12 protein-coding genes are annotated in these 11894 nt (G+C 68.6%); 7 read left to right on the top strand and 5 right to left on the bottom strand.

The genetic code is table 11. The features are described 5' to 3' along the window. Positions 1 to 12: 12 nt before the first annotated feature. Both VQ067_RS29825 and VQ067_RS29820 read right to left on the bottom strand, forming a co-directional pair. Complete coding sequence (locus VQ067_RS29825; RefSeq protein WP_009878309.1) at positions 13 to 687, bottom strand: GNAT family N-acetyltransferase; 675 nt, start codon at positions 685 to 687, stop codon at positions 13 to 15. Between the two features lie 8 nt (positions 688 to 695). Next, the gene (locus tag VQ067_RS29820; protein ID WP_003142089.1) at positions 696 to 1145 is read right to left on the bottom strand and encodes a GNAT family N-acetyltransferase; all 450 of its coding nucleotides are present in this window, start codon (positions 1143 to 1145) and stop codon (positions 696 to 698) included. 127 nt (positions 1146 to 1272) lie between these two features. Between VQ067_RS29820 and pdxR the strand changes: the two genes are divergently transcribed. Both pdxR and VQ067_RS29810 read left to right on the top strand, forming a co-directional pair. Further along, positions 1273 to 2748, top strand: coding sequence for a MocR-like pyridoxine biosynthesis transcription factor PdxR (gene pdxR, locus VQ067_RS29815; protein WP_023092781.1), 1476 nt, complete (start codon positions 1273 to 1275; stop codon positions 2746 to 2748). A gap of 36 nt (positions 2749 to 2784) precedes the next feature. Continuing rightward, on the top strand, positions 2785 to 3999 hold the full coding sequence (locus VQ067_RS29810; RefSeq protein ID WP_003106317.1) for a YeeE/YedE family protein: 1215 nt from the start codon (positions 2785 to 2787) through the stop codon (positions 3997 to 3999). A gap of 363 nt (positions 4000 to 4362) precedes the next feature. Here VQ067_RS29810 and aspA read toward each other — a convergent pair whose 3' ends face one another. Beyond that, positions 4363 to 5787 carry an aspartate ammonia-lyase gene (aspA, locus tag VQ067_RS29805; RefSeq protein WP_003096822.1) on the bottom strand — a complete coding sequence of 475 codons (1425 nt, stop codon included), beginning with the start codon at positions 5785 to 5787 and terminating at the stop codon, positions 4363 to 4365. 175 nt (positions 5788 to 5962) lie between these two features. Between aspA and VQ067_RS29800 the strand changes: the two genes are divergently transcribed. After that, the gene (locus tag VQ067_RS29800) at positions 5963 to 6871 is read left to right on the top strand and encodes a LysR substrate-binding domain-containing protein (protein WP_003122350.1); all 909 of its coding nucleotides are present in this window, start codon (positions 5963 to 5965) and stop codon (positions 6869 to 6871) included. Positions 6872 to 6907: 36 nt separating this feature from the next. Here the strand turns inward: VQ067_RS29800 and adhP are convergent, their stop codons facing one another. After that, positions 6908 to 7936, bottom strand: coding sequence for an alcohol dehydrogenase AdhP (gene adhP, locus VQ067_RS29795; RefSeq protein WP_340080954.1), 1029 nt, complete (start codon positions 7934 to 7936; stop codon positions 6908 to 6910). 347 nt (positions 7937 to 8283) lie between these two features. Between adhP and purE the strand changes: the two genes are divergently transcribed. The 4 genes from purE to VQ067_RS29775 all read left to right on the top strand — a co-directional run bounded on the left by purE (position 8284) and on the right by VQ067_RS29775 (position 10858). Beyond that, entirely contained in the window at positions 8284 to 8775 is a 492-nt protein-coding gene (gene purE, locus VQ067_RS29790) for a 5-(carboxyamino)imidazole ribonucleotide mutase (protein WP_003106314.1), read from the top strand. A gap of 30 nt (positions 8776 to 8805) precedes the next feature. After that, a complete protein-coding gene (locus VQ067_RS29785; protein WP_003142082.1) occupies positions 8806 to 9888 on the top strand; it encodes a 5-(carboxyamino)imidazole ribonucleotide synthase in 1083 nt (360 codons plus the stop codon). 114 nt (positions 9889 to 10002) lie between these two features. After that, the gene (locus VQ067_RS29780) at positions 10003 to 10248 is read left to right on the top strand and encodes a GlsB/YeaQ/YmgE family stress response membrane protein (RefSeq protein WP_003096795.1); all 246 of its coding nucleotides are present in this window, start codon (positions 10003 to 10005) and stop codon (positions 10246 to 10248) included. A gap of 61 nt (positions 10249 to 10309) precedes the next feature. Beyond that, positions 10310 to 10858, top strand: a complete 549-nt coding sequence (locus VQ067_RS29775) for a DUF3299 domain-containing protein (RefSeq protein ID WP_023876189.1) — start codon at positions 10310 to 10312, stop codon at positions 10856 to 10858. 65 nt (positions 10859 to 10923) lie between these two features. On the opposite strand, the gene VQ067_RS29770 is transcribed toward VQ067_RS29775, so the two are convergent. Beyond that, on the bottom strand, positions 10924 to 11880 hold the full coding sequence (locus VQ067_RS29770; protein ID WP_003142078.1) for a D-hexose-6-phosphate mutarotase: 957 nt from the start codon (positions 11878 to 11880) through the stop codon (positions 10924 to 10926). Between the last annotated feature and the right edge of the window lie 14 nt (positions 11881 to 11894).

Raw genomic sequence — 11894 nt, 5'->3', positions numbered from 1 at the left:
CCCTGCCAGGGGCTAGTCGCGCAGCGCCTCCAGCGTCTGCCGCTGGCGGCCTTCGGCGTCGAAGTTGGAAGGATCGAGCCAGCGCTCGAACGCCGCCTGTCGCGCCGGCCATTCGCTGTCGAGCAGGGAGAACCAGGCGGTGTCGCGGTTGCGCTGCTTGACCACCATGTGCTGGCGGAAGGTGCCTTCGTAGGTGAAGCCCAGGCGCTCGGCGGCGCGCATCGAACGGGCGTTGCCGGCATTGCACTTCCACTCCAGGCGGCGGTAGCCGAGGCGGCCGAGGGCGAGTTCGGCGAGCAGGTAGACCGCCTCGGTAGACCCCGGTGTGCGCTGCATCGGCGCGCCGAAGGCGATATGGCCGATTTCGATGACGCCATCCTTCGGCGTGATCCGCAGGTAGCTGAGCAGGCCGACGGCGCGCTGCGTGCGCCGCTCGCGCACGGCGAAGAACAGCGGGTCGCGGCTGGCCGCCTGGCCGGCCAGCCAGGCGTCGAACGCCGGGCGCTCGGCGAACGGGCCGTAGGCCAGGTATTCCCACAGCAGCGGGTCGGCGCCAGGCCCTTGCAGGGCGTCCCACAGTTCGTCGCCGTGGCGTTGCGGATCGAGTGGTTCGAGCTTGACGAAGCGGCCGTCGAGCGGGGCGTGGGGCGGAGTGGCGACGGGGCGCCAGTTCAAGGGTTCGCGCATGGTGGGCCTCAGAGAATCCTGCGGTACTGAAGGAAACCGGACTTGTCGGCGATGCGCTCGTACAGCTTCATCGCGTCGCTGTTGCTCTCGTGGGTCAGCCAGTGCACCCGCGAACAGCCAGCGGCGCCGGCCTCGGCGTAGACATGCTCGATCAGCCGGCGCCCTATGCCTTCGCCGCGCAGGCCCTCGGCGACGAACAGGTCCTGCAGGTAGCAGTAGTCGCCGACGGTCCAGCAGGAGCGGTGGTAGATCCAGTGCACCAGGCCCACGGCGCGCTCGTCGAGCCAGGCGAGGGCGGCGTTCATCGGTTCGTCGGCGTCGAGGAAGCGCTGCCAGGTGGCGTCGCTGGTAGCGGCGGCGATCTCGGTCTTGTAGAAGCGCTGGTAGCCCTCCCACAGCGGCAGCCAGGCGGCGTGGTCGGCGGCGCCGACGGGACGAATCTGCAGGGACGTGCTCATGGCTCGGTTCCATGTCCGGGTAAAGGTGCCTCCAGACTAGGCCGGGAAATGGTCCGCTAGAAGATCCATTGCTGGTCAATTCCACAGGTCCAATCCACACTGGCGCTTTCTTCCCTCCGAGACCGCCATGGCCACCGTACTGCCCTTCGACGCCGCCGGCATCCACCTCGACCCCGCCCAGGGCCTGGCCCGCCAGCTCTACGCCGCGCTGCGCGAACGGATCCTCGACGGCCGCCTCGGCAGCCGCACGCGGATGCCCGCCAGCCGCGAGCTGGCCCAGGCCCTGAAGGTCTCGCGCAACACCGTGGTGCGGGCCTATGAACAGTTGCACGCCGAGGGCTATATCGATGGGCGCACAGGCGACGGCACCTACGTTGCCGAGTTGCAGGAAATCCCAGGCAGGGCCCCCGCCGTCGCCCCGAGCGCTCCCGCGCCGCGCGGCCCGGCGGCCCTGGCGCCGCCACCGGAAGGCGCGCCGCGAGCGTTCCGCGTCGGCGTGCCGGCCTTCGACCTGTTCCCCTTCGACACCTGGGCGCGGCTACAGGCGCGCTTCTGGCGCAACCCGCCGGCGGACTGCCTGGGCTACGGCGACCCGGCCGGCGAGGCGCGCCTGCGCGAGCTGATCGCCGCCTACCTGCGCAGCGCTCGCGGCCTGCGCTGCGAGGCGGAACAGGTGATCGTCACCCATGGCGCGCAGCAGGCCATACGCCTGTGCGCCCAGGTGTTGCTCGAGAACGGCGATCCGGTGGCTGTGGAAAACCCTGGCTACCGCGCGGCGCGCCTGGCCTTCGCCGCGACCGGCGCGGTACCGCACGGGATCGACATCGACGCCGAGGGCCTGCGCAGCGACCGGCTCGCGGGCATCGCCGGCTGCCGCCTGGCCTATGTCACGCCGTCACACCAGTATCCCACCGGCGTCACCCTGTCGCTGGCGCGGCGCCTGGAGCTGCTGGAGTGGGCCGAGCGCGCCGACGGCTGGATCGTCGAGGACGACTACGACGGCGAGTATCGCTACAGCGGTACGCCGCTGGCGCCGCTGGCCGCGCTGGACCGACAGGGCCGGGTGCTCTACGTCGGGACCTTCTGCAAGATCGCCTTCCCGGCGTTGCGCCTGGGCTACCTGGTGGTCCCGCCGGCGCTGGTCGAGCGCTTCCGCCAGCGGCGGGCCATCGAGGTACGCCATTCGGAGGTGGGCACCCAGCGGGTCATGGCCGACTTCATCGCCGAGGGGCATTTCCAGCGCCACGTCCGCCGCATGCGCCGCGCCGCCCGCGCCCGCCGCGACGCCTTGCTGCGGGGCTGGCCAGAGGCGCCGGGTTGCCAGCCGTTGCCGGCGGTGGAGGCGGGGCTGCACCTGTGCGTGCGGGTCGACAGCCTGGCGCGGGAGCGGGCCCTGATCGCCGCGGCGGCAGCCGCCGGGGTGGAAGTCAGCGCCTTGAGCGACTACTGGATGGACGACTCCAGCGTTGCGCCAGACGACCGCGCGGGCCTGGTGCTGGGCTTCGCGGCAGTACCCGAGGCGCGTATCGACGAGGCGCTGCGGGCGTTGCGCAAGGCCTGGCGGCGGGAGGCCCTGGTTGGACCCGTCGTCGCGACTGACTAGAATGCCCCCGGATCACCCTCGCGCCCAGGAGTAGCCATGAGTGTCGCCCTTTCCGCCGCGCCCGAGCGCAAGCTCGCCGCCCCCCTGATCGCCTTCGCCCTGCTGGTGCTCGGCGGGCTGTTCCTGTTCAACGCGGTCAGCGCGCGCCAGGCCATCCTTTTCATCGTCGGCGGCGCCCTGGGCCTGACCCTCTACCACGCCGCCTTCGGCTTCACCTCCGCCTGGCGGGTATTCATCCGCGAACGGCGTGGCGCCGGGCTGCGCGCGCAGATGGTGATGCTGGCGCTGGCGGTGCTGCTGTTCTTCCCGGCGCTGGCGGCGGGCAGCCTGTTCGGCCAGCCGGTGAGCGGTTTCGTCTCGCCGGTCGGCACTTCGGTGATCGTCGGCGCCTTCATTTTCGGCATCGGCATGCAACTGGGCGGCGGCTGCGCCTCCGGCACCCTGTTCACCGTCGGCGGCGGCAACGCGCGGATGCTGGTGACCCTGCTGTTCTTCATCCTCGGCTCGCTGATCGCCACCCAGCATGTCGGCTGGTGGTTCGCCCTGCCGTCGCTGCCGCCGATCTCGCTGGTCGCCGAACTGGGCCTGGCACCGGCGCTGGTGTTGAGCCTGGCGGTGTTCATCGGCATCGCCGGGGTCACGGTACGCATGGAGAAGGCCCGCCACGGCACCCTGGAAACCCCGCCGAGCGCCGAATGGCGTGGTTGGCGGCGCTTCCTCCGCGGCCCCTGGCCGCTGGTCTGGGGGGCGCTGGCGCTGGCGCTGCTCAACTTCCTCACCCTGTACCTCGCCGGACGCCCCTGGGGCATCACGTCGGCCTTCGCCCTGTGGGGCGCGAAGATCGCCCAGGGCGTGGGCCTGGACGTCGGCGCCTGGGCCTTCTGGCAGACGCCGGCGAACGCCAAGGCGCTGGCCGCGCCGCTGTGGGAAGACATCACCAGCGTGATGGACATCGGCATCGTCCTCGGCGCGCTGCTCGCCGCCGGCCTGGCCGGACGCTTCGCGCCGAACCTGGACATCCCGCGCCGTTCGCTGGCGGCGGCGGTGATCGGCGGGCTGCTGCTCGGCTACGGCGCGCGCCTGGCCTATGGCTGCAACATCGGCGCGTATTTCAGCGGGATCGCTTCCGGCAGCCTGCATGGCTGGTTGTGGTTGGTGGCGGCGTTTGCCGGCAACAGCGTCGGGGTACGGGTATTGAGGCCTTATTTCTTCCCGGAGGAGCGGCGGGAGCAAGGGTTGACGGGGTGTTGAGAGGGGATATGCCTTCGTAGGACGTATGACGCGGACGTTATCCACAGGTGAGCGCAGCCACACAACACCTCGGCAACGGGGAAGATCTGCGGGCCGTCCTGAGCGGTGAAAAAAAGAAGGGACACCGCAGGTCGCCGTGTCCCTCAGAGTGTAGAGAGGGAAAGTTGGTATCCCTCTCGACCGGTGAGCGTGGCGCCGCGGCTGGGCCGGGGCGCCGGGTATAAAAGAAGGGATGAAGGGTATCCATCCCTAAAGGTCGAGGGGGTAGTACTCCCCCTCTACCGGTGAGCCTTCTTCGATCGGCTGTGCTGCGGCCCGGCTGCGTCGACAGCCGGACCTGGGCGCGCTCGATCTCGTATCGGATCAGGCGCGCAGCGGAATCAGGCGCGGCGCGATCATGTTTTCCGGCAGCAGGATGTCGGCCAGGGTGGCCTCGTCCAGCAGCTTTTCCTCGCGTACCAGTTCCAGTACGCCGCGGCCGCTCTCCAGGGCGGTCTTGGCGATCCGCGTGGAGTTCTCGTAGCCGATGTACGGGTTCAGCGCGGTGACCAGGCCGATGCTGTGCTCGACCAGTTCGTGGCAGCGCTCGACGTTGGCGGTGATGCCGGTGATGCAGTGCTCGCGGAGCATGTCCATGGCGCGTTGCAGCAGGCGGATCGAGTCGAAGATCTTGTAGGCGATCAGCGGCTCCATCACGTTCAGTTGCAACTGGCCGCCTTCGGCCGCCAGGGTCAGGGCGAGGTCGTTGCCGATCACTTCGAAGGCGACCTGGTTGACCGCTTCCGGGATCACCGGGTTGACCTTGCCCGGCATGATCGAACTGCCCGGCTGGCGCGGCGGCAGGTTGATCTCGTTGATGCCGGTGCGCGGGCCGCTGGAGAGCAGGCGCAGGTCGTTGCAGATCTTCGACAGCTTGACCGCGGTGCGCTTGAGCATGCCGGAGAACAGCACGAAGGCGCCCATGTCGGAGGTGGCTTCGATCAGGTCGGCGGCCGGTTTCAGCGGCTGCCCGCTGATGGCGGCCAGGCGCTCGACGGCGAGCTTCTGGTAGCCGGGGTCGGCGTTGATGCCGGTGCCGATGGCGGTGCCGCCGAGGTTCACTTCGGTGAGCAGCTCCGGCGCCAGGCGACGCAGGCGATCGAGGTCTTCGCCGAGGGTGGTGGCGAAAGCGTGGAATTCCTGGCCGAGGGTCATCGGCACGGCGTCCTGCAATTGGGTGCGGCCCATCTTCAGTACGCCGGCGAATTCGACGCCCTTGGCGGCGAAGGCCTGGATCAGGCTGTCGAGGCTGGCCAGCAGGGTGTCGTGGCCGAGCAGCAGGCCCAGGCGGATGGCGGTCGGGTAGGCGTCGTTGGTCGACTGCGCCATGTTCACATCGTTGTTCGGGTGCAGGTACTTGTACTCACCCTTGGTATGGCCCATGGCTTCCAGCGCGATGTTCGCGATCACTTCGTTCGCGTTCATGTTGGTGGAGGTACCGGCGCCGCCCTGGATCATGTCCACCACGAACTGCTCGTGGAAATCGCCGCGGATCAGGCGGGCGCAGGCCTCGCTGATGGCGGCGTGCTTGTCTTCCGGGAGATGGCCGAGCTGACGGTTGGCGTCGGCGGCGGCCTGCTTGACCATGGCCAGGGCAACGACCAGCTTCGGGTAGTGCGACAGCGGCACCCCGGAGAGGCGGAAGTTGTTCACGGCGCGCAGGGTCTGGATGCCGTAGTAGGCGTCAGCGGGCACTTCGAGGGTGCCGAGCAGGTCTTTCTCGATACGGGAAGATGCAACGGGGGACATGACGGGATTTGTCTCAGAGGGACACGGCCAGTGCCGCGATGCCCACTAGACTAAGGATGTGACGATTTCGTGGCCAATGCTGTTAAACGCTGCCTCATGCACAAACGGCATAATGTTGGATGTGACGCTGGTATGATGGCGGACGTGTCGTCGCATTACCGGAGCCTTTCCCGTCGTGAACCTCGAACTGAAGTGGCTGGAGGATTTCATCGCCCTGGCCGGCACCCGCAGCTTTTCCCAGGCGGCGGAGAAGCGCTTCGTCACCCAGCCGGCCTTCAGCCGGCGCATCCGCAGCCTGGAGGACGCCCTCGGCCTGACCCTGGTGAATCGCCAGCGCACGCCGGTGGAACTGACCGAGGCCGGGCAGCTGTTCCTGGTCACCGCGCGCAGCGTGGTCGAGCAGCTCGGCCAGGTGGTGCGCCACCTGCACCACCTGGAAGGCGGGCAGGGCGAGGTGCTGCAGTTCGCCGCCGCCCACTCGCTGGCGCTGGGCTTCTTCCCGCAGTGGATCGCGCGGCTGCGCAACGAGGGGCTGAACATCGCCAGCCGGCTGATCGCCACCAACGTCGGCGAGGCGGTGCATTCCCTGCGCGAGGGTAGCTGCGACCTGATGCTGGCGTTCTACGACCCTGACGCCGCGTTGCAGATGGATCCGGAGATCTTCCCCTCGCTGCACCTGGGGCGCACCGAGATGCTGCCGGTCTGCGCGGTGAACGCCGAGGGCCTGCCGCTGTTCGACCTGGAGAACGGCCAGAGCGTGCCGCTGCTCGCCTACAGCGCCAGCGCCTTCCTCGGTCGCGGGGTCAACCTGCTGCTGCGCCAGCGCAACCTGCGCTACACCACGGTCTACGAGACGGCGATGGCCGACAGCCTGAAGAGCATGGCGCTGCAAGGCATGGGCGTGGCCTGGGTGCCACGGCTGAGCGTGGTCAACGAACTGGAGCGCGGCGAACTGGCGATCTGTGGCGGGCCGCAATGGTTCGTGCCGCAGGAAATCCGCCTGTACCGCTGCGCGCTGGTGCGCAAGGCGGCGATCCGCCTGCTCTGGCGCAAGCTGGAAGGCGGGCTGGGCAGCGTCGAGTAGACAGGCAAGGGCGGCGCCGGGACGCCGCCCCGCAGGTCACATCTCAAGGACGATGCGCCCCTCGATCTGCCCGGCGCGCATCTGGTCGAGGATCTGGTTGATGTCGTCCAGCTTGCCCGGATGGATGGTCGCCTTGACCAGGCCTTCGCCGGCAAAGTCGAGGGCTTCCTGCAGGTCCGCGCGGGTGCCGACGATGGAGCCGGCGATGTGCAGGCCCTTGAGCACCACGTCGAAGATCGGCGTCGGGAAGTCACCCGGCGGCAGGCCGACCAGGGCAATGGTGCCGCCGCGGCGGGCCATGCCGATGGCCTGGCCGAAGGCGCTGTTGGATACCGCTGTGACCAGCACCCCGTGGGCGCCGCCGATGTCGCGCTGGATCGCCTCCACCGGGTCTTCCTGCCGGGCGTTGACCGTCAGGCTGGCACCGAGCTTGCGCGCCAGTTCCAGCTTGGCGTCGTCGATGTCGATGGCGGCGACGTGCAGGCCCATGGCCCTGGCGTACTGCACGGCGACGTGGCCGAGGCCGCCGATGCCGGAGATCGCCACCCACTGGCCGGGGCGCGCGTTGGTCTGCTTGAGCCCCTTGTAGACGGTGACGCCGGCGCAGAGGATCGGCGCGATTTCAGCGAATTCGACGTTTTTCGGCAGAATTCCGACGTAGTTCGGGTCGGCCAATACGTATTCGGCATAGCCGCCGTTCACCGAGTAGCCGGTGTTCTGCTGGCTCTCGCAGAGGGTCTCCCAGCCGGTCAGGCAGTGCTCGCAGCAGCCGCAGGCGGTGTACAGCCAGGGGATGCCGACCCGGTCGCCTTCCTTCACCCGGGTCACTCCGCTGCCCACCGCGGCGACGTAGCCGACGCCTTCGTGACCGGGAATGAACGGCAACGGCGGCTTCACCGGCCAGTCGCCCTCGGCGGCGTGCAGGTCGGTGTGGCAGACGCCGGAGGCTTCGATCTTCACCAGTACCTGCCCGGGGCTGGGCAGCGGAACCTTGACTTCCTCGATCCGCAGCGGCGCGCCGTAGGCGTGCACGACCGCGGCTTTCATGGTCTGTGGCAGGGTCATGGTCATCTCCTTGGACGGGGCTGAGCGCCTGTCGCGGCGCCTTTGACGGGCACCGCGACAGGCTGCGGAACCGGCGCGGCCGCCGCTCCCTCGGAGCGCGCCGCGACAACCAGTCTGGCCGCTCGTGGCAGGCGCGCATTGAGTTGCGGCAAGTTTCCCGCCATGGCGCGAAAAAACGGGACGGACGGTAACCCCCGGCGCGCGCCCGGCCTGCCTTTGCGGTATACTGCGCCGCCTTCGAACCGGCACTGCCCGCCGGCTCGGCCCAGTACAAGCCACGCCCCTCGACGAAGCGTGGCTTGTTGGTTTCTGACGCGCCGGACGGCGCATTTGAGAGAGGCACGACGATGAGCGCACTGGTTGGCGTGATCATGGGTTCCAAATCGGACTGGAGCACCCTCAGTCACACCGCGGACATGCTGGACAAGCTGGGCATCCCCTACGAAGTGAAGGTGGTTTCCGCCCACCGCACCCCGGACCTGCTCTTCCAGTACGCCGAGGAAGCCGAAGGCCGCGGCCTCGAAGTGATCATCGCCGGCGCTGGCGGCGCCGCCCACCTGCCGGGCATGTGCGCGGCCAAGACCCACCTGCCGGTACTCGGCGTGCCGGTACAGTCGTCGATGCTGTCGGGTGTCGACTCGCTGCTCTCCATCGTGCAGATGCCCGCCGGCGTACCGGTCGCCACCCTGGCCATCGGCAAGGCCGGCGCGGTCAACGCGGCGCTGCTCTCGGCGAGTATCCTCGGCGCCAAGCACCCGCAGTACCACGAGGCGCTGAAGCAGTTCCGCGCCAACCAGACCGAAACCGTGCTGGACAATCCCGACCCGCGCGATGCGTGAGACAGGCTCTGAGAAGGTAAGGCTCGAACCATGAAAATCGGTGTCATCGGTGGCGGCCAGCTGGGCCGCATGCTGGCCCTGGCGGGAACCCCGCTGGGCATGAACTTCGCTTTCCTCGACCCGGCGCCGGACGCCTGCGCGGCCTCCCTGGGCGAGCACATCCGCGCCGACTACGGCGACCAGGAGCACCTGCGGCAACTGGCCGACGAGGTCGACCTGGTGACCTTCGAGTTCGAGAGCGTGCCGGCGGAAACCGTGGCCTTCCTCTCCCAGTTCGTGCCGGTCTACCCGAACGCCGAGTCGCTGCGCATCGCCCGCGACCGCTGGTTCGAGAAGTCGATGTTCAAGGACCTCGGCATTCCCACCCCGGACTTCGCCGACGTCCAGTCCCAGGCCGACCTCGATGCCGCCGCGGCCGCCATCGGCCTGCCGGCGGTGCTCAAGACCCGCACCCTGGGCTACGACGGCAAGGGCCAGAAGGTCCTGCGCCAGCCGGCCGACGTGCAGGGCGCGTTCGCCGAACTGGGCAGCGTGCCGTGCATCCTCGAGGGCTTCGTGCCGTTCACCGGGGAAGTCTCGCTGGTGGCGGTGCGCGCCCGCGATGGCGAGACGCGTTTCTACCCGCTGGTGCACAACACCCACGACAGCGGCATCCTCAAGCTCTCCGTGGCCAGCAGCGGGCATCCGTTGCAGGCGCTGGCCGAGGACTACGTCGGCCGCGTGCTGGCACGGCTCGACTACGTCGGCGTGCTGGCCTTCGAGTTCTTCGAGGTGGACGGCGGCCTGAAGGCCAACGAGATCGCCCCGCGCGTGCACAACTCCGGGCACTGGACCATCGAAGGCGCCGAGTGCAGCCAGTTCGAGAACCACCTGCGCGCCGTCGCCGGCCTGCCGCTGGGCTCGACCGCCAAGGTCGGCGAGAGCGCGATGCTCAATTTCATCGGCGCGGTCCCCCCGGTGGATCAGGTGGTCGCCGTCGCCGATTGCCACCTGCATCACTACGGCAAGGCCTTCAAGAACGGCCGCAAGGTTGGCCACGCCACCCTGCGCTGTGCCGACCGGGCGACGCTGCAGGCGCGCATCGCCGAGGTCGAGGCGCTGATCGAGGCGTGAGCGATTGCCGTCCGCCCATCCTTGGGTTGGCGGGCGGCACTGAACCCAAGGCTTTTCTACACTGTCCCATGGCAGGCGCAATACATGCGCATACACCCGTAAGGAGGGACTGTCATGGGATTAATCGGAACCATCATCGTCGGACTGATCGTTGGTCTCGTTGCACGCTTTCTGAAGCCAGGTGACGACAGCATGGGCTGGATCATGACCATCCTGCTCGGCATCGGCGGTTCGCTGCTGGCCACCTACGGCGGCCAGGCGATCGGCTTCTACCAGGCCGGCCAGGCGGCCGGTTTCATCGGCGCGGTGGTCGGCGCCGTCGTACTGCTGGTCATTTACGGCCTGATCAAGAAGAATTGATGGCTCTGGCCGGCCCCCGCGGGGGCCGGCGTTTCCTCACTTCGCCGGTATTCCCGCCATCATGCGCCGCTTCCCGTTCGCCCGCCTGTTGTTGCTCGCCCTGTTGTCCTCACCCCTGGCCCACGCCGAACTGCCCGAGACCGACTGGCTGGAACTGATGCCGCCGGCCGACCGCAAGGCGCTGGAAGAAATGCCCGACATCGTCCACGACACCCCGGAGGCCGCCGGCACCTTCACCAGCAAGGGGGGCCTGAAGCAGTCGGACCGAAAGATGCCGGCGGTGATGTATTCGGCCAAGACCGTCGCCAGCCTGGATGGCAAGGCGATCCGCCTCGGCGGCTACCCGGTGCCGCTGGAGAACGACGCCAAGGGCCGCGTCACCGAATTCTTCCTGGTGCCCTATCCGGGCGCCTGCATCCACGTGCCGCCGCCGCCGCCGAACCAGATCGTCCTGGTGCGTTATCCACAGGGGCTGAAGCTGACCGATATCTACACCCCGCTGTGGGTCAGCGGCACGCTGAAGATCGAGCAGGTGAGCAATGACCTGGCCGATGCCGCCTACGCCATCGACAAGGCGCAGGTGAAGGTAGTGGAGGAAGCGGACCTGTAGGGCCGGCACCTGCGCAACGGCCCATGGCGGACGATGCGAGCCGCCCCGTCCGCTCGCCGTCCCGCTCAGGGCCGTTTCAGCGGCTCGCTCCAGATCTGCACGCCAAAGCTTTCGCTGCGCCCGGGGGCGACCACCATGAGGTCGTCCCAGACCCGCCCGGTCTCGATGCAGAGCATCTGCTGCCAGGCGTCGTCGGCGAACTGCGAGAGACGCCGGGACTTGTCCACCCAGGGGTTCCAGACCACCGCCGAGCGCGAGTCGAGGGCGTGCAGGTGGATGCTGCGTTCCCAGCGCGGGTCCTTGATCAGCAGGTCGCGTTCGAGACCGAGGTAGATGCGGTCCAGTTCGCCCTTGACCCGTACCGCGCCGTGCTGAGTGCGTTCTTCCCAGTTCTCCAGGGTCTCGATGTAGCGCGCGCCTTCCAGGCCCTCGATGGCGATCTCGCGGCTGTCGCTGACCGCGAAGTAGGTGTGCAGTGCCTGGCTGAGCACCAGCGGCTTGCTGCCGAGGTTCTCGCTGGTGAGTCGCAAGGTCAGGCGCTCGCCGAAGCGGAACAGCATGCGCAGCGCCGCCGGGTGCGGCCAGCCGGGGAGGCCATCGGGGGCGTCGAGGCGGAAGCTGACGCAGAGGTCGCCGTCCTCCTCGGCGATGTCGTCGATTTCCCAGTCGACCGCCCGGACCAGCCCGTGGGCGGGCGCCTTCAGGCCATCTTCCACCTGGCCGCGGACTTCCTGCGGGTTGCGCTCCAGCGGACCGAACCACGGCCAGCACACCGGCACCCCGCCGCGTACCGACTGCCCGCGCCGGTAGCCGGCCTCGTCGCTGAGCCAGACCAGCGGCGGCTGTTCGTGGGGCTGGTAGCTGAGCAGTTGCGCGCCCTGCTGGGCGATCAGCGCCTCGCCATGGGCGGTGTGGATGCGCCAGCAGGCCAGGTCGTCGACCTGTACCTGTTCGACGCGGTTGATCGGGCTATCGGTGCTCATGGCGGTCTCCGGGAGGCGAATGGATGGCAGCAGTATCACCGATCCATTTTATC

The organism is Pseudomonas sp. KBN12P06040 (assembly GCF_037574965.1).
GTDB lineage: Bacteria > Pseudomonadota > Gammaproteobacteria > Pseudomonadales > Pseudomonadaceae > Pseudomonas > Pseudomonas aeruginosa.
This window is presented reverse-complemented; position numbering and strand designations above follow the sequence as displayed.